The 16,673-nt window shown below is 75.1% G+C and carries 12 protein-coding genes, 2 tRNA genes, 1 other RNA gene and 1 pseudogene; 6 read left to right on the top strand and 10 right to left on the bottom strand.

Features of this window, described 5'->3' with window-relative positions:
• Nucleotides 1-6 precede the first annotated feature (6 nt).
• Nucleotides 7-1,722 carry a prolyl oligopeptidase family serine peptidase gene (locus AB0B41_RS33520; RefSeq protein ID WP_358210528.1) on the top strand — a complete coding sequence of 572 codons (1,716 nt, stop codon included), beginning with the start codon at nucleotides 7-9 and terminating at the stop codon, nucleotides 1,720-1,722.
• Between the two features lie 2,602 nt (nucleotides 1,723-4,324).
• Here the strand turns inward: AB0B41_RS33520 and AB0B41_RS33515 are convergent.
• Together AB0B41_RS33515 and ffs are read right to left on the bottom strand one after the other, a co-directional pair.
• Nucleotides 4,325-6,025, bottom strand: a pseudogene (locus AB0B41_RS33515) (DNA polymerase III subunit gamma and tau); the annotation flags it as partial.
• Nucleotides 6,026-6,073: 48 nt separating this feature from the next.
• Nucleotides 6,074-6,170: signal recognition particle sRNA small type (gene ffs / locus AB0B41_RS33510), an RNA gene on the bottom strand.
• A 72-nt stretch (nucleotides 6,171-6,242) separates the two neighbouring features.
• Here ffs and AB0B41_RS33505 point away from each other — a divergent pair.
• A tRNA-Ser gene (locus AB0B41_RS33505) sits at nucleotides 6,243-6,330 on the top strand.
• Nucleotides 6,331-6,379: 49 nt separating this feature from the next.
• Here AB0B41_RS33505 and AB0B41_RS33500 read toward each other — a convergent pair.
• The 4 genes from AB0B41_RS33500 to AB0B41_RS33485 all read right to left on the bottom strand — a co-directional run bounded on the left by AB0B41_RS33500 (nucleotide 6,380) and on the right by AB0B41_RS33485 (nucleotide 8,662).
• Nucleotides 6,380-7,354: an ornithine cyclodeaminase family protein gene (locus tag AB0B41_RS33500; RefSeq protein WP_358210526.1), complete on the bottom strand. Its 975-nt coding sequence runs from the start codon at nucleotides 7,352-7,354 to the stop codon at nucleotides 6,380-6,382.
• A gap of 87 nt (nucleotides 7,355-7,441) precedes the next feature.
• Nucleotides 7,442-7,529, bottom strand: a tRNA-Ser gene (locus tag AB0B41_RS33495).
• Nucleotides 7,530-7,539: 10 nt separating this feature from the next.
• Nucleotides 7,540-8,028 carry a nucleoside deaminase gene (locus tag AB0B41_RS33490; RefSeq protein WP_358210551.1) on the bottom strand — a complete coding sequence of 163 codons (489 nt, stop codon included), beginning with the start codon at nucleotides 8,026-8,028 and terminating at the stop codon, nucleotides 7,540-7,542.
• Nucleotides 8,029-8,143: 115 nt separating this feature from the next.
• The gene (locus tag AB0B41_RS33485) at nucleotides 8,144-8,662 is read right to left on the bottom strand and encodes a tRNA adenosine deaminase-associated protein (RefSeq protein ID WP_358210524.1); all 519 of its coding nucleotides are present in this window, start codon (nucleotides 8,660-8,662) and stop codon (nucleotides 8,144-8,146) included.
• Nucleotides 8,663-8,742: 80 nt separating this feature from the next.
• Between AB0B41_RS33485 and AB0B41_RS33480 the strand changes: the two genes are divergently transcribed.
• The 3 genes from AB0B41_RS33480 to AB0B41_RS33470 are packed head-to-tail and all read left to right on the top strand — an operon-like array spanning nucleotide 8,743 to nucleotide 12,278.
• Nucleotides 8,743-9,948: a M20 family metallopeptidase gene (locus AB0B41_RS33480; protein ID WP_358210522.1), complete on the top strand. Its 1,206-nt coding sequence runs from the start codon at nucleotides 8,743-8,745 to the stop codon at nucleotides 9,946-9,948.
• A gap of 20 nt (nucleotides 9,949-9,968) precedes the next feature.
• Nucleotides 9,969-11,282, top strand: a complete 1,314-nt coding sequence (locus AB0B41_RS33475) for an amidase (RefSeq protein WP_358210520.1) — start codon at nucleotides 9,969-9,971, stop codon at nucleotides 11,280-11,282.
• Between the two features lie 54 nt (nucleotides 11,283-11,336).
• Nucleotides 11,337-12,278 (top strand): prephenate dehydrogenase, encoded by a 942-nt coding sequence (locus AB0B41_RS33470; RefSeq protein ID WP_358210518.1) that lies wholly within the window; start codon nucleotides 11,337-11,339, stop codon nucleotides 12,276-12,278.
• Nucleotides 12,279-12,281: 3 nt separating this feature from the next.
• On the opposite strand, the gene AB0B41_RS33465 is transcribed toward AB0B41_RS33470, so the two are convergent.
• The 3 genes from AB0B41_RS33465 to ligD all read right to left on the bottom strand — a co-directional run bounded on the left by AB0B41_RS33465 (nucleotide 12,282) and on the right by ligD (nucleotide 14,497).
• A complete protein-coding gene (locus AB0B41_RS33465; protein WP_358210516.1) occupies nucleotides 12,282-12,665 on the bottom strand; it encodes a VOC family protein in 384 nt (127 codons plus the stop codon).
• Between the two features lie 35 nt (nucleotides 12,666-12,700).
• Complete coding sequence (locus AB0B41_RS33460) at nucleotides 12,701-13,312, bottom strand: putative glycolipid-binding domain-containing protein (RefSeq protein WP_358210514.1); 612 nt, start codon at nucleotides 13,310-13,312, stop codon at nucleotides 12,701-12,703.
• 261 nt (nucleotides 13,313-13,573) lie between these two features.
• The gene (ligD, locus tag AB0B41_RS33455) at nucleotides 13,574-14,497 is read right to left on the bottom strand and encodes a non-homologous end-joining DNA ligase (RefSeq protein ID WP_358210549.1); all 924 of its coding nucleotides are present in this window, start codon (nucleotides 14,495-14,497) and stop codon (nucleotides 13,574-13,576) included.
• 73 nt (nucleotides 14,498-14,570) lie between these two features.
• On the opposite strand from ligD, the gene AB0B41_RS33450 reads away from it, so the two are divergent.
• Nucleotides 14,571-15,527 (top strand): Ku protein, encoded by a 957-nt coding sequence (locus AB0B41_RS33450; RefSeq protein ID WP_358210512.1) that lies wholly within the window; start codon nucleotides 14,571-14,573, stop codon nucleotides 15,525-15,527.
• 70 nt (nucleotides 15,528-15,597) lie between these two features.
• Here AB0B41_RS33450 and AB0B41_RS33445 read toward each other — a convergent pair.
• The coding region (locus AB0B41_RS33445; RefSeq protein WP_358210510.1) for an LCP family protein at nucleotides 15,598-16,673 on the bottom strand (1,076 nt) is incomplete at its 5' end.

The following is a 16,673-nucleotide window of genomic DNA, read 5'->3' as shown; positions in this document are numbered from 1 at the left end:
CCCGCGGTGCACGCCGAACAGCTCCTCGCGCTCCCCACCTGGCGGGCCTTCGACGTCGACGACTCCGGCCGCGTCCTCGCCGGCGGCGACGCCTCCGGCTCCGTCCAGCTCGTCGAACTCGTCCCGGACGGCACCGCCACCCCGCTCTCCGCCTTCGACGGCCCCTGCCGGGGCAGGTACCTGCCGGGCGAGCGCCGGGTCGTCGTCGAGCACGACCGGGGTGGCGACGAGCGCACCCAGCTCAGCCTGCTCGACCTCGCGTCCGGCGAGCTCACCCCGCTGGTCGACGACCCGGACCACGTGAACATGCTGCTCACAGTGCTGCCGGGGCGCGTCGTCTACATGACCAACCGGACCGACGGCGTCGCGTTCGATCTCGTGATCCACGGGGTCGACGCCGGGGCCGAGGAGACCGTGCTGGCCGGCGGCACGCCGATCGGCGAGGTCGCGGCCGACGCGGAGGGGCGCCGGCTCCTCGTCACGGTCCCGGGCGAGGCGGCGATGACCGACCGGCTGCTGGCCGTCGACACCATGCCGGAGACCGAGGGCGGGCGCGTGCACGTGCTCGCCGAGGGCGCACGGTTCGTGCGGCCGCAGTTCGCCGGGGACGAGGTCGTCGTGAGCACGGACGCGGGCCGGGAGCGCATCGGCGTCGCGCTGCTCGGCGGGTCCTGGCTCGCCGCGGACGACGACGCCGACCTCCTCGGCCTGCTCACCCCGGACGGCGGGACGCTCCTGGTGGTGCGGTCGGCCGAGGGCGTCGACACGCTCCGGCTGCACGACGCGGCGACCGGGGAGCCGCGGACCACCGTCGCGCTGCCGGTCGACGGGGTCGTCACGCGGACCCCGCCGGTCTTCTCGCCGTCGGGGCGGTACGCGGCGCTCTCGTTCACCGCGCCGGACACACCCGGCGACGTGGTGCTGCTCGACCTCGCCACCGGGCGGGCCACCCCGCTGACCCGCACCGTCGCGGCGTGGGAGGGGCCGCCGTTCGTGCACCCCGTGGACGTGCGGGTGCCGGCGTCGGACGGCGAGCAGGTGCCGTGCGCGGTGTACCGGCCCGCGTCCCCGGGCGGGTCGGCGGTCGTCGTGCTGCACGGCGGGCCGGAGAGCCAGGCGGTGCGCGGCTTCGACCCGGTGGTGCAGCTGCTCGTCGCGGCCGGGCACACGGTGCTGGTGCCGAACGTCCGCGGCTCCACCGGGTTCGGGAAGCGCTGGTACTCCGCCGACGACCGGGAGCGGCGCCTCGACGTCCTGCTCGACCTCGCGGCCCTGCACGACGCCCTGCCGGGGCTCGGCTGCGACCCGTCGCGCGCCGCGCTGTGGGGGCGGTCGTACGGCGGCTACCTCGTGCTGCTCGGGCTGGCCTTCCAGCCGGAGCGATGGGCGGCGGGGGTCGACATCGCGGGCATGTCCAGCCTGGTCACGTTCCTGGAGAACACCGCCCCGCACCGGCGGGCGTTCCGGGAGCGCGAGTACGGCGACGACCCTGTGTTCCTCGCCGCCGCGTCGCCGCTGACGCGGGTCGGCGAGATCCGCGCGCCGCTGCTCGTGGTGCACGGGGAGAACGACCCGCGGGTCCCGGTCTCCGAGGCACGGCAGGTCGCCGAGGCCACCGGTGCTGAGCTGCTGGTGTTCCTCGACGAGGGACACGGGCCCGACAAGCGGGAGAACAAGATCACTGCCTTCTCCCGGGGCGTGGACCTGCTGGCCGACCTCTGAACCCGCGAGTCGGGACTTCCAGCACCGCGAGTCGCGCTCTGCACCCCCGCGAGTCGCGCGTTCACCCCCGCGAGTCGCGCCCAACACCCCCGCGAGTCGCATCTAGCGCCCGCGAGTCGGGACTTCCCGCACCGCGAGTCGGGACTTCCGGTACCGCGAGTCGCGCTCTCCACCCCCGCGAGTCGCCCCCAGCATCCCCGCGAGTCGCGTTCTGCACCCCCGCGAGTCGCGATCTGCGTCTGCGCGGGTCGGGTGGGGCGGGAGCTGTGGTGCAGCAGCCGCAGTCAACCGGCCGAGGCACCGCAACGTGCTTGCCATTCACCCATGATCGCCAGTTGTGGAGCACTCCCCGCGGTGAGCGCGGATCTCGCTCCTCAACTCACGATCATGAAGACGGACAGCCGCTCGCACACCCTGCCACTTCGCATTCACCTCCGGGCGGGTGTGTCGATCACCGTCCTGATGTGGTGGTGCCGTCGATCTGATCTGGCTCGGAGTGCTCCGGCGGCATGCTCACCGTCGCGCTCCAGCGGGCCGCGCCCTCTACGGGCCAGGGTCTTCCAGATGTCACCCCGTCCTGCGTCTGACCCGGGTGACGCCGTCGGACTGCGGGCCGGGGGCCGCGCGACGGAGCTGCTCGGCACCGTGCGAGCGGCGGATGACCACCGCCGACAGCGCCGGCAGCCTGTCACGGGGCAGGGTGATCAGTTGCGGTCCGCAACGCTCGCGGATCCGCGCGAGGACTGAGGGCAGTGATCAATCCGAGGGTGACCTCGCGGTCGTTCGGAGGGCGCTGAGGTGACGCTCGCAGCGATCACGAGGCCGGTGATCGATCCGAGCGACACGCCGTTGCTGCTCGCCGCGCGATCGCGTAACGCTCGCAGTGATCTTGCTGCTCCCGTCGTCGACACGGGCGCCCGGGACGAGCAGTCGACCCCGTGCCCGGCAGGGCCTTCCGCGGCCAACGCAGCGCAGGCACGGGAAGGTCGGCCCGGGGCGGCCACCATGATCGATCCCAGGGCGACACTGCGGTTGCTCGGACCGTGCTGAGGTAACACTCGGATTGATCATCAGGTCGGTGATCGATCCGAGCGGCACGCTGCTGCTCCGCGTCGAGTGTCCTCGTGACGCTCGCAGTGATCATGGTAGGCCGCGGTCCGGGTGCGGTCGGGCCGCCAGTGCGCGAGTGGTCGTCGGAGCGTCAGCGCTGGTCGAAGGCGCGGGCGCCGAGCTGGGAGGAGAGCAGCTCGATGGCGACCTCCTCCGGGTCGCGGCGCACGCTGCGCTCGGCGCGGGACGCGTCGGCCTCGGCGAACATGGCCTCCTCGTCGTCCGGCGGCGGAGGTTCGTCGGACGGCGGCTCGGGCGGGAGCGGGATGCCGTCGTCCGAACCGCTCCCACCGCGGGGGCGCTGCGCCGGTGCCGAACGCCGCGGCTCCGGGCGCTCCTGTCGCGCCGGCTCCGGGCGGTTCGGCCGCTCGGGCTCCGGGGCCTCGCGGCGCGACGGGCGCTGCGGGGCAGCCCGCTGCGATGCCTGCCGGGGCGGCGGCTGCGCGGGAGCGCCCCCGTCGCCCGTCTCACAGCGGACGCGCCACTGCACGCCCAGCACCGCGCGGAGCGCCTCGACGATCACGTCCGTGTTCCGCTGGTCCGAGAGGCGGCGGGCCAGCGGCGGCGAGGCGATGCTCAGGACCAGCGTGTCGTCCTGCACCGCGCGGACGGTCGCGTTGACCAGCAGCGCCTCCGTGCTGCGGCTGCGTTGACGCGCCGCGGCCAGGATCTCCGACCACACGCGCCGGACGGCACTCGCGTCGAGACCGTGTGCGACAGGCGCCTCGGCCGCAGCGGGAGCGGCAGGTTCAGCAGCGGGCTGCGCCGCGGGCGACGGACGGCTCGGGGCCATCGGCTGCTGCGGCGCCTCGGAGCGCGCGGGGGCCTCGGGCCGGCTCGGTACCTCGGGCCGCCCCGGCTCGTCGCCCGGTCCATCGGTCTCCCGGACGGCAGCGTCACGGTCGAGCGGAGCCCCGCGGCCGGAAGCCTCACGCCCGGCCGTCTCGCGGCTGGGTGCCTCGCCTGCGGCACTCTCGGCTCCTGTCGGCTCCGCACTCCCGGCGCCTCCGACTCCGGAGCCCACGCGACCTGCACTCTCGCGACCAACAGCCTCGCGACCGGCAGAGCCGCGACCAGCAGCCTCGCGGTCGACCGCCTCGGGCCCGGCAGAGTCGCGACCAGCAGCATCACGACCAGCAGACTCGCGAGCGACAGAGTCGCCGCCCAGTGCGTCGCCGGCAGCAGTGTCACGGCCAGGACCCTCGTGTCCGGGCGCCTCGTGTCCGGGCGCCTCGTGTCCGGGCGCCTCGTGTCCGGCCGCCGCGTCACGGCCGGGAGCGTCGTCTCCGGCCCCCTCCGGGCTCGCCGCCTCACCACGTCCGGCGGCCTCGCCCGACGCCTCGCGCACCGCAGATCCCCGCCCGGCGGCCTCGCTCGAGGCCTCGCGACCGGCGGGCTCGGCCGCCTCGCCCGACGCCTCGCTACCCGCGCCGCCCACGGCGGACTCTCCCGACACCTCGCGACCGGCGGACCCAGGTCCGGCCGCCTCGCCCGACGCCTCGCGGGCGGCAGGAGCGGGTGCGGCGGCGCCCGCGCGGTCCGGCTCGGCCGTGCGGCCCGGGGCGTCCCCCCGAAAGGGCGCCGCGGAGCCCGAGCCCTCGGCGCGCATCGACACTTCGGCTTCCTCGGCGCGGGCGGGCGCATCTGCGCGGCCAGGTGCCACGACGGGAGCGGCGGCCTCGCCACCGCGCGCACCCTCCGCCTGCTGCGGCGAGCTGCTGTCCCGGGCGGCTGCCGGGGTGCGGCCCTCCACCCGTGCAGGAGCGTCGTCGCGACCAGCCGCGACCTGCGCCGAATCACCGTCCGCCGCCTGCGGGGGACGGGCCCCGTCCGCCGCACTCTCCTGTGCAGGCCGCGCCGCCGGGGCAGCCCCCCTCGACCGCTGCGACGGCCGCACGAACCGTGGCGCGGCATCCCCACCCGACGCCACCGGCGCCGAACCGCCGGCCGAGGCGGGAGCCGAACCGCCGGCAGGAGCCGGGACAGCCGGCGCCGAACCACCCGCCACCGCCGCCGCACCCGGCTCGGGCGCGATGGCCTGCCGCCGCTCGACCCGCTCGAGGCGCTCGAGCAGCCCTGCGTCGGACGTCGTGGCCGCGGGCAGCAGCATCCGCGCGCACAGCAGCTCGAGCAGCAGGCGCGGCGCGGTGGCCCCGCGCATCTCGGTGAGCCCCGCGTGCACGATCTCGCCGTACCGGGTGAGGGTGGCCGGGCCCAGCCGGGCGGCCTGCTCGATCATGCGGGACAGTTCGTCGTCCGCCGCCTCGACCAGACCCTGCTCGGCGGCCTCCGGCACGGCCTGCAGCAGCATCAGGTCGCGGAGCCGCTGCAGCAGGTCCGAGGCGAAGCGGCGGGGGTCGTGGCCGGCCTCGACGAGCCGGTCCACGGCCTGGAAGACGGCGCCGCCGTCCGCCGCGCCGAGGGCGTCGACCACGTCGTCGATCAGGGCGACGTCCGTGACGCCGAGCAGCGCCACCGCGCGCTCGTACGTGACGCCCTCGGGACCGGCGCCCGCGAGCAGCTGGTCGAGCACCGAGAGCGTGTCGCGCGCCGAACCGCCGCCGGCGCGGATGACCAGCGGGTAGACCGCCGGCTCGACGCGCACGCCCTCGTCGGCACAGATCCGCTCGAGCAGCGAGCGCAGCGTGCCGGGCGGGATCAGCCGGAACGGGTAGTGGTGCGTGCGCGACCGGATGGTGGGCAGCACCTTGTCCGGCTCGGTGGTCGCGAAGACGAAGACGAGGTGCTCCGGCGGCTCCTCGACGATCTTCAGCAGGGCGTTGAAGCCCTGCGTGGTGACCATGTGCGCCTCGTCGACGATGAACACCCGGTACCGCGACTCGGCCGGCGCGTAGAAGGCGCGGTCGCGGAGCTCGCGCGCGTCGTCCACGCCGCCGTGGGACGCGGCGTCGAGCTCGACGACGTCGATGTTCCCCGGCCCCTCGGGCGCGAGCGCGACGCACGAGGAGCACACGCCACACGGGTCCGGCGTGGGCCCCTCCACGCAGTTGAGCGAGCGGGCCAGGATCCGCGCCGACGACGTCTTCCCGCAGCCGCGCGGGCCCGAGAACAGGTAGGCGTGGTTGATCCGGCCGGCGGCGAGCGCCGTGCCCAGCGGTTCGGTGACGTGCTCCTGCCCCACCACCTCGGCGAACTTCGCCGGGCGGTACTTCCGGTAGAGAGCCAGCGCCACGCGAGCGAGGCTACCGACCACCCCCGACAACTTCCGGAGGGGGAGAGGACGAAGGGGACCCCGCGCACCCGCCAGAGCCCGCTGACCCTTGCTGCCTTCCGGCCCTGGGGGAGTTCACAGGATGGACGCCGCGCGGGGTCCGGTGCCGAGTGTAGCCACATCCGTCGTGCGGGGTCCCGGGGCGGGGGTCGAAATCGCGTCGCGTATCGTTCCCGCCGGAGGATTCGCCTAGTGGCCTAGGGCGCACGCTTGGAAAGCGTGTTGGGAGCAATCCCTCAGGGGTTCGAATCCCCTATCCTCCGCCACGCGACCACGAGCGCCGGGTCGATGCCCGGCGTTCGTCGTTCTCGGGGCCTACAGCGCGGCCTCCAGGCCCGCCCCGGTCCGTTCCGCCGCGTCGAGGACCACCGCCGCGGCCGCCACGTCGAGCACCGCCACCCCCACCGACTTGTAGACGGTGGGCTGCTCGTCCCAGGCCCGGCCGGGGCGCAGGCCGCCGAGCACCTCCCCGAGCTCGACGACGACGTCGGGGTGGATCCTCCCCCGCTCGAGCAGCTCGGCGAGGTCGTTCGAGCCGACGGGATACCGCGCGAGGGTGGTCGCGCGGTGCTCGACCACGATCTGCGCCCGGGTCAGCAGGGCCGCGTCCACCTCCCGCCCCTCCGGGCGGTAGCCGACGGAGACCACGTGCACCCCGTCCGGCAGCCCGTCCGGCCCGACGAGCGGGCGGAGGGTGCTGGTCGCCGCGCAGACCACGTCCGCGTCGTGCAACGCCTCCTCGATCGTGCAGACCCGCGCGGTGACGCCCTCCGCCGCGAGGGAGTCGACGAACGCGGCGACCTTGTGCGGGTCGCGTCCGCCGATGCGGATCTCCTCGAACGGGCGCATCCGCGCGACGTAGCGGGCGTGGGCCTGCGCCTGCGGACCGGTGCCGAGCACGGCCAGGACCCGGGCGTCGGCCCGGGCCAGGGCCTGCACGGACAGTGCCGACGCCGCCGCGGTGCGGTCGGCGGTGATGACGTCGCCGTCCATCAGCGCGCGCAGGGTGCCGTCCTCGGCCGAGAACACCGCGACGAGGGCCTGGTGCGTCGGCAGTCCCAGCGACTCGTTCCCCGGGTAGAGGGTCAACAGTTTCGCGGCGACGACGCCGAGCGTCTCGCTGTACGCCGGCATGGCGGCGAGGAGGCCGAGCTCGCCGACCTGCGCCGCGATCCGGGGTGGGACGGACGCCCGCCCGGTGCTCAGGTCGACGAGGGCCGTCGCGACCGCCTCGAGGAGCGCGTCCGGGTCGAGGAGGGCCCGGACGGCGGCTCGGTCCAGCAGACGCATCGGTCGATGGTGCTGAGTGCGTCGGCCCACGTCAACGGCCCGGAACGACGAACGCCGGGCGGCCCTTGCGGGCCCGCCCGGCGGGTCTGGCGGTAGCGGTGGGATTTGAACCCACGGAGGCGTGAACCTCACGCGCTTTCGAGGCGCGCTCCTTCGGCCGCTCGGACACGCTACCGCCGACAAGGTTACAAGCCCTTCTCCTCGGGCTCGCACACCCCCCGGTGCCCCGCGAAGAACGCCTCCAGGAGCGCCGCGGCCTCGGCGGCCCGGACCCCGCCCACCACCTCGGGACGGTGCGTGAGCCGCCGGTCGCGCAGGACGTCCCACAGCGACCCGGCGGCGCCGGTCTTCGGCTCCCACGCCCCGAACACGACCCGCTCCACCCGGGCGAGGCCGAGCGCACCGGCGCACATCGTGCAGGGCTCGACGGTCACGGCGAGCGTGCAGCCCTCGAGCCGCCACTCCCCCCGGACCCGGGCGGCCTCGCGCAGCGCGAGGATCTCGGCGTGGGCGGTGGGGTCACCCAGGGCCTCGCGGGCGTTCGCGGCGACCGCCAGCTCGCGCCCCGCGGCGTCGACGACCACGGCACCGATCGGCACGTCGCCGGTCCGCGGCGCACCGGCCGCGACCTCGAGGGCGCGGCCGAGCAGCACGTCGTCGGCCGGGGTGGGCAGCACCCGGCCATCGTGCCCGGTCGGCGCCGATGTTCGCTCCGCAGGCTCCGCTCAGCCGCCGATGTTCGCTCCGCGAGCTCCGCTCAGCCGCCGATGTTCGCTCCGCGAGCTCCGCTCAGCCGCCGATGAGCTTGGCCAGCTCCTCGCCGAACCCGCAGCGGCGGCCGATCGCGGCCAGCTGCTCGTCCGGGTACAGCTCGATCTCGCCGGCGAGCACACCCAGCTCCTCGGCCGGCAGCCCGAGGTCGGCGAGGATGGCGAGGTCGCCCTCGGGCCACGGGTCGTCGTCGAGCGCGTCCTCGTCCGGCGGGAGCTCCACCCGCAGCAGGTCGAGCACGTCGGCCGCGACGTCGTAGTCCAGCGCCGCCACCGCGTCGGACACCATCAGGGACACGCCGTTGGGCACCGGGCGGAGGAGGACGAAGAACTCGTCGTCGACGTCGAGCAACCCGACGACGGCGCCGGTGGACCGCAGCCCGCGCAGCTCGGTGATCGCGGCGTCGAGGTCGACCAGGGCGTCGGGATCCAGACGCACGCATCGCCAACGCCCCTCCTCCCGGATCGCGGCGACCGCGAACCCGGGCAGCGAGGAACCCCGCGCCTCCGTGGGCGCCTCCACCGTCTGCACCGGCATGGCGCTCACGGTAGGCGGGTTTCGCCTGTGTCACAAACCACAATTCGGGTGGAGGTGTCCGCGGTGCCAGGATCGGGTCCGTGCCCGACCTCGCGACCGCCCCCGCCACCCTCCTGGGCGCCGCCCGGTCCCTGCAGCCGCGCGCGGTGGCGCTGCGCCGCGCCCTGCACCGCCGGCCCGAGGTGGGCCTCGACCTGCCGCACACGCGCGACGCCCTGCTCGCCGACCTCGCCGACCTCCCGCTGCGCCTGCACCTCGGGAACGGGCTGAGCTCGGTCGTCGGGGTGCTGGAGGGCGCCCGGCCCGGGCGCACCGTGCTGCTCCGCGCGGACATGGACGCGCTGCCGCTGCGCGAGGACGCGGCCGTGCCGTTCCGGTCCGAGGTCGACGGCGTGATGCACGCCTGCGGCCACGACCTGCACGTCGCGATGCTGGCCGCGGCGGCGCGGCTGCTGTGCGAGCGGCGCGACCAGCTCGCCGGCCGCGTCGTCCTGGTGTTCCAGCCGGGCGAGGAGGGCTTCCACGGGGCCCGGCACATGATCGAGGAGGGGCTGCTGGAGCGCCGGGGGCCCGGGGGCCGGCCGGACGCCGCCTACGCGCTGCACGTCAGCGCCACCATGCCGAGCGGCGAGGTGTACAGCCGGCCGGGCCCGATCATGGCGGCCGCCGACGTCCTCCGGGTCACGGTCACGGGACGCGGCGGCCACGCCTCGGCCCCGCACCACGCCGTCGACCCCGTGCCGGCGGCCGCGGCGATGGTGGGTGCCCTCCAGACCATGGTCACCCGGAAGGTGGACACGCACGACCCCACCGTGCTGACCGTGAGCCGGATCAGCGCCGGGACCACCGACAACGTCATCCCGGAGACCGCGGAGCTCGAGGGCACCCTGCGGACGATGTCCGAGGGCGTGCGGCGGGCGGTGCGGGCCGAGATCGAGCGGGTCTGCACGCACACCGCGCTCGCCCACGACTGCACCGCGCGGGTCGAGATCGAGCCCGGCTACCCCGTGACCGTCAACGACCCCGCCGCCACGACCCGATTGTCCGACGTCGCGCGCCGGCTGCTCGGGGACGCCCGCGTCGGCACCCTCCCCACGCCGATCATGGGCGCCGAGGACTTCGCCTACGTGCTGGCCCGCGTGCCCGGTGCCCTCGCCTTCCTCGGCGCCTGCCCACCCGGCGCCTCGCCGCACGACACCCCGCCCAACCACTCCAACCGGGTGCGGTTCGACGAGTCGGTGATCCCGACGGGCGCCGCCCTCTACGCCGCGCTGGCCCTGCTCTGAGAGGGTGGCAGGCTGGACGGGTGACCAGCCTGCGCGATCTCTCCCTCGCCCTGCGCTCCGGCGGGCTCTCGCCCGTCGAGCACGTCCGGGACGTCCTGGACCGGCTCGCCGCGGACGACCACGCCGCGGTCGTCACCCTCGACGCCGAGCGCGCGCTGGCCACTGCCGAGGAACGCGCCGCGGAGCTCGCCCGGCACGAGTGGCGCGGACCGCTGCACGGCGTGGCGGTCGGGGTGAAGGACCTGTTCGACGTCGTCGGGCTGCCCACGCGGGCGGGCTCGGCGGTGCTGGCCGACGCCCCCGCCGCGACGACCGAGGGCCCGGTCGTGGCGCGGCTGCGCGAGGCGGGCGCGGTGATCGTCGGGAAGCTGTCCACGCACGAGTTCGCCTACGGCCCGACCGGCGACGTCTCCGCCACCGGCCCGGCCCGCAACCCGCACGACCCCACGCGGATCACCGGCGGGTCGTCGTCCGGCTCGGCCGCGGCGGTCGCGGCCGGGCACCTGCCGATCGCGCTCGGCACCGACACCGGGGCGAGCGTGCGGACGCCCGCGGCGTTGTGCGGGGTGGTCGGGCTCAAGCCGGAGTACGGCACGCTCTCGACCGACGGCGTGTTCCCGCTGGCCGAGACCCTGGACACCGTCGGGATCCTGGCCGCGGACACGCACTCGGCGTCCGTCGCCTGGGACGTCCTGTCCCGCCCGGACGGCACCGGCGGCGGCATCCAGCCGCCGGGGATCCGCGGCGCGCACGTCGGCGTGCTGGTCGACGACTACTGGCAGGCCGCGGACCCCGTGCTGGCCGAGGCGGTGCGGGAGTCGGTGCGGCTGCTGGAGAAGGCGGGCGCGGAGATCGTCGAGATCCGGACCCCGTTCGTCGACGAGCTGGTCGCGTCGTACGCCGAGATCGTCGGGGCCGAGGCCTACGCGACCCACCGCGGGTGGCTCGCCGCGCGGCGGCAGGACTACCAGCCGGAGACCGCCGAGCGGCTGGAGCTGGTCGCGGACCGGCCCGCGTACGCGTACGTGGCGGCGCAGCGGACCCGGAAGCGGCTCACCGCGGAGTTCCGCGCGGCCGTGTCGGACATGGACGTGCTGGTCAGCGCGACGACCCGGCTGCGCGCGACGCCGATCGGCGAGCGGCGGGTCGGCGGGGTGCCGGTGCGGTCGGCGATGCTCGCGCTGACCAGCCCGTTCAACCTCACGAAGTGGCCGTCGGTGTCGGTCCCGGCGCCCGTCGCCGCGGGTGAGCTGCCCGCGGGGGTGCAGATCACGGGCGTCCGACTCGAGGAGCGGGGCATCCTGCGGGTGGCGGGGGCGCTGGAGCGGGACTGAGTGCGGGTCGGGCGGGACGAATCGGAGACCGGCGGTCGACTAGCCTGCTCGCCCATGCGAGCGCTGTGCGTGGTGGGGACCGGGCTGATCGGCGGGTCGCTGCTCCGCGCGGCCGCGGCGGCGGGCCGGGAGTGCTGGGGCGTCGCGGCGTCCGAAGGCACCGCGGAGGCCGCGCGCGCCGACGGCTTCGACGTGACCACCGATCTCGACGCCGCTCTCCGCCGGGCGGCCGGGGCCGACGCGCTGGTGGTGGTCGCCGTGCCGTTGCCCGCGGTCGAGGGCGTGCTCACCCGGGTCGACGCGGTCGCCCCCACCGTCCGTCTGACCGACGCGGTGAGCGTGAAGGTCGCCGTGGCCGACGCCGTGGCCACCTTCGCCCCGCAGGCCCGGTACGTCGGCGGGCACCCGATGGCCGGCACGGCCGAGTCTGGCTGGGCCGCCGCTGACGGTGAGCTGTTCCGCGGGGCCGCCTGGGTGGTGATCGCCGACGACGGCACGGACCTCGACGTGTGGAAGGACGTCGCCGAGCTGGCCTGGGCCTGCGGCTCGCGCGTGGTGCCGGCGGCCTCCGACGAGCACGATCTCGCCGTCGCCCGGATCTCCCATCTCCCGCACCTGCTCGCCGCGGTGCTGGCCACGGTCGGCGCCGGCGAGCCCGACGACGACCTGGCCCTCGCCCTCTCCGCGAGCTCCTTCGCCGACGGCACCCGGGTCGCGGGCACCCGCCCCGAGCTCACGCTGGCGATGTGCGAGGGCAACCGGTCGGCGCTGCTCGCGGCGGTCGACGAGGCCCTCGGCCGGCTGGGCGCGATGCGCGGGGCCCTCGCGTCGACCGGCGGGCTCAAGGCCACCGTCGAGTCCGGGTACCTGGCCCGGCAGCGCTGGGCCTCGACCCGCGAGCCGCTGGCCCTGGAGGTCTCGCTCGACGGCCCGGACGCGCTCGCCGAGCTGCGCGAGCTCGGCAGGCGCGGCGACGTGGTCGGCGGCTGGAAGTAGCGCTCACCAGGTGTGGTGCACGGCCTCGACGTTGTTGCCGTCGGGATCCCGCAGGAACACGGCGTAGTACCCCGGGTGGTACTCCGGCCAGGTCCGGGGCGCGTGCAGGACCTCGGTGCCCGCCTCGAGCGCGGCCGCGTGCACCGCGTCGACCGCCACGCGGGAGGGCGCGACCAACGCGAGGTGCACCGGCCGGTTCTCCCCGCCCTCGGCGAGCGGGCCCAGCCAGAGGTCGGGCTTGCCCTCCGGCCCCGCCAGCCCGAGGACCAGCTCCTCGTCACGAGTGAAGCGCATGGCCTCGCGCAGGCCGACGGGCTCGAGGACGCGCAGGTAGAAGGTGGCCGCGGCCTCGACGTCGGCGCACTGCAAACCCAGGTGGTCCAGCATGTCGCGGAGGCTAGCGCCGCCCACCGACGAAGAAGTCAGCTCTGCGCGGCCGGTTCCGCCCGCTCGTTCGACACCAGCGCGGCGAGGCCCGGCACGGAGAGCACGAACCCGTCGGCGTCGACCTCCAGCTCGACCTGCAGGTCCGCCCGGGAGAACTCGACCACCGCCGGCGAGTCCCCCTCCCCCGCCCGCACTGTCCGGTAGCGCTGCGTCGACAGCGACACCTCGAGATCGGGCAGGGACACGAACACCACGGGGACCTCGACGTCGACGGCCTCGCGGTGCGCCCCGAGCCGCCGGATCGGCAGCGCGGTGAACAGCGGGCTGAAGGCCAGGTCCACGTCGACCGCGCCGTCGAAGTCCCGGCGCTCGCTGCCCGACCCGTCGTCGAGCAGCCAAAAGCCGTCCTCGGTCCGGTTCATGGTCAGGTGCTTCTCGAACCCGGTCGTCGCGGCGCTGAGCGAGAGCCGCCCGAGCGTGCCGTCCTCGCGGACGACCAGGCTGTACGACGCCGTGAAATCACCCTCCGGGTCCGGCCGGACGATCCGGCCGAGCGCGCGGAACCCGGCGGGCCCGGGACCGAAGTGCACGCGCGTGCCCTCGAGGCCCGGGCGGCCGTCGGCCTGCCAGGTGAGCATTGTCGTCATCGACACCACCGTAGGGAGCGGGGACGGGCGCGCTACGGCGCGCCCGTCGTCGGGCAGATGATCTACAGGGGCAGCGGCCGCGCACGGCGAGCAGCTCGACCCCCGGTCGGCTCGGCGGCGGGACCCCTCCGCCGCCCGTCGTGTCCGGCCGGTGCCCGGCCCGCCGGTTGGTGCATGTCCACGGTGGGTGCCCCCTTCTCGAGCATCGCCGTCCGCGTCATCCAACACCTCCGTGCCGCGGGTTTCCAGACGTGTCGACCCTCACCGGTCCTCCCGCCGCACCTCGGCGGGGTCGACGTCGGCCCGGACCCCGCGGAAGACCGGCTGGCGCAGCCGGCCCTCGGCCGTCCAGCCGTGGTGCGCCACCTCGACCGTGACGACGGGTTCGCACCAGTGCGCCCCGGCCGCCTCGGCCCGGGGCGGGCGGCCACGGAAGGGCGACGCGTCCGTCTCCAGGTCCGTCACCAGCTCGCCGAGCACCCGCTGCACCACCGCGCCGGCGAGCCCCACCGGGACCCGGCCGGCGTAGACGAGGTCGCCGCCGTCGGGCACCCCGAGCAGCAGCGCCGCGATCCGCGTGCCCTGCCCCGACCGCTCGGGCCGCCAGCCGCCCACCAGGCAGGTCTGGGTGTGCCGGTGGGTCACCTTCACCCAGGCGGGGCTGCGACCGCCCGGCCGGTACTCCGACTCCCGCCGCTTGGCGAGGATGCCCTCCATCCCCCGCCGCCCGGTGGCGTCGAACAGCGCGCGCCCGTCCGTGTAGAGCGGGGAGAGCTGCAGCGCCGGGACCGAGGCGGTGTCCAACCGCTCGAGGGTCGCGCGGCGCTCGTGCATCGGGCGTTCGAGCAGCGGGACGCCGTAGAGCCGCAGCACGTCGAACACCATGAACGTGACGGGCCGGGCCAGGGCGCGGGTCCGGGACACCGGCCGGTGCACCCGGTCGGCGAGCGCGGCGAAGCTCGGCACCCCCTCCTCGAGCAGGACGACCTCGCCGTCGAGCACGACGTCCGGGGCGATCGAGGTCAGCCCGGTCAGCTCGGGGAAGGTGGCCGTGACGTCCCGGCCCGCGCGCGTGACCAGGCGGACCTCACCGTCGGTGACCTCGGCGAGCAGCCGCATGCCGTCCCACTTCACCTCGTAGACCCATTCCGGCCCCGTCGGGAGCGGTCCGGGAGTGGCGAGCATGGGCTGCACACCGTCATGCTGTCACCCGACGGGCCGTCACGGACGGCAACCGGTGTGGAAGGGACGGGCGGCCATGCGCGCGATGTGGAGCGGCGCGGTGTCCTTCGGGCTGGTCAGTGTGCCGATCAAGCTGTACTCGGCCACGACCAACCACGACATCCGCTTCCACCAGGTGCACGGCGCCGACGGCGGCCGCATCCGGTACAAGCGGACCTGCTCGGTGTGCGGCGAGGTCGTGGAGTACGCGGACATCGTCAAGGGCTACGAGACCGAGGACGGCGAGCTGATCACCCTCGACGAGTCCGACCTGGACTCGCTGCCGGTGGCCAGCGGGCACGAGATCGACGTGGTCGAGTTCGTGCCGGCGGACCAGATCGACCCGCTGCTGTTCGACAAGAGCTACTACCTCGAACCCGAGACCAAGGCGGCGAAGCCGTACGCGCTCCTGCGCGAGGCGCTGGCCGAGACCGACCGGATGGCGATCGTGCGGTTCGCGCTGCGGCAGCGGGAGAGCCTCGCGCTGCTGCGGGTGCGGGACAAGACGATCGTGCTGCAGACGATGCTGTGGCCGGACGAGGTGCGCGAGCCGGACTTCGACATCCTCGACCAGGACATCGAGCTGCGGCCGCAGGAGAGGCAGATGGCCGCGTCGCTGATCGAGAGCATGGGCGCGGACTTCGACCCCACGGAGTTCCACGACGAGTACCGCGACGCCGTCGTCGAGCTGATCGAGTCGAAGAAGGAGCACGGCGACGCCAAGCCGGCGCCGGTCGAGCAGAAGCGGGACGACGAGGGCGACTCGATGACCGACCTGCTCTCGGCGCTGCAGGCGAGCGTCGAGGCCGCGCGCGGCTCGTCCGGCAAGAAGGCCGCGACCAAGGCGGGCGCGGAGCCGCAGGAGACCGAGGAGCCGGCGGAGGAGAAGCCCGCCCGCAAGCCGAGCACCCGTCGCAAGAAGGCCGACGACAAGGGCGAGGGCGAGGACGGCGCCGAGAAGAAGACCACGACCCGCAAGCGCCGCACCGCCTGACCCGTGAGTGCGTACTGCCGCTAGAGGGGCAGTACGCACTGACGACCACAGGTGACCTGCGGGGACGCGGTCAGGGGCCGAGCGAGCTCTGCGCCGGCGTCTGGTCCTTCTGCAGCGAGCCGAACAGCGCGCTCGCCCGGGTCTTGTCCCAGCGCACCACGGACTGCCCGCCGATCGTCGGGGTGCTGCCGACCGGCGCGGTCGTCGCGATGCCCCCGTTGGTGACCCCGCGCATCGCCAGGCCGAGCTGGGCGACGTTCCAGATGTGGTCGTTGTCGTCGACCGTGAGCAGGCCGGTCATCGCGTCGGCCAGAGGGACCACCCGGAACGGGTTGACCAGCGTGCCCACGCTCGTCGCCCTCGCGATGAGCGCCGAGAGGAACTCGCGCTGCCGCTGCACGCGGTCGAAGTCCGAGCCCGCCGTCGCCCGCGTACGGACGTAGCCGAGCGCCGTCTGGCCGTCGAGCTCCTGGCACCCGGCCTGGATGTCCAGCGCCGCCTTCGGGTCCTTGATCGCCTTCGGCACGCACAGGTCGACGCCGCCCACCGCGTCGACGGCGTCGACGAAGCCGCCGAACCCGATCTCCGCGTAGTGGTCGATGTGCAGCCCCGTGGCGGCCTCGACCGAGCTGATCAGCAGCGACGGCCCGCCGAACGCGTAGGCGGCGTTGAGCTTGTTCGAGCCGTGGCCCGGGATCGGCACGTAGGAGTCCCGCGGCAGGCTGACCAGGACCGATCCGGAGCTGCCGGAGTGCAGCAGCATGATCGTGTCGGTGCGCTGGCCGGCGGCGTCGCCCGTCCCCAGCCGCTCCTCGTCCTCGGCGGAGAGGTCGGCGCGGCTGTCCGAGCCGACGATGAGCCAGTTCGTGCCCGACGACTCCGCGGTGCTGTCCGCGGGCAGCGCCTGGACCCGGTTGAGGTTCTGGTCGAGATAGACGCCCCACCCGACCAGGGCGATGAGGATCAGCGCGAGGGCGATCTTGATGCGGCGCCCCCGTCGCCCGGGGCGACGGGCGCGGGGCGGCTTCGGCGGCCGGGTGCGGACCGGCGGCCGGTACGTCTCCGGCGCGGGGCCCGACGACGGCATCATCCGGGTGTTCTGCGGAGGCGGCGGCCGCCGAGCAGCCGGACGCGATCCTGGCCACC

The sequence above is a fragment of the Pseudonocardia sp. NPDC049154 genome (assembly GCF_040648315.1).
Lineage (GTDB): Bacteria > Actinomycetota > Actinomycetes > Mycobacteriales > Pseudonocardiaceae > Pseudonocardia.
The sequence above is the reverse complement of the archived record's forward strand: the minus strand, read 5'-3'. Positions and strand labels throughout refer to the sequence as shown.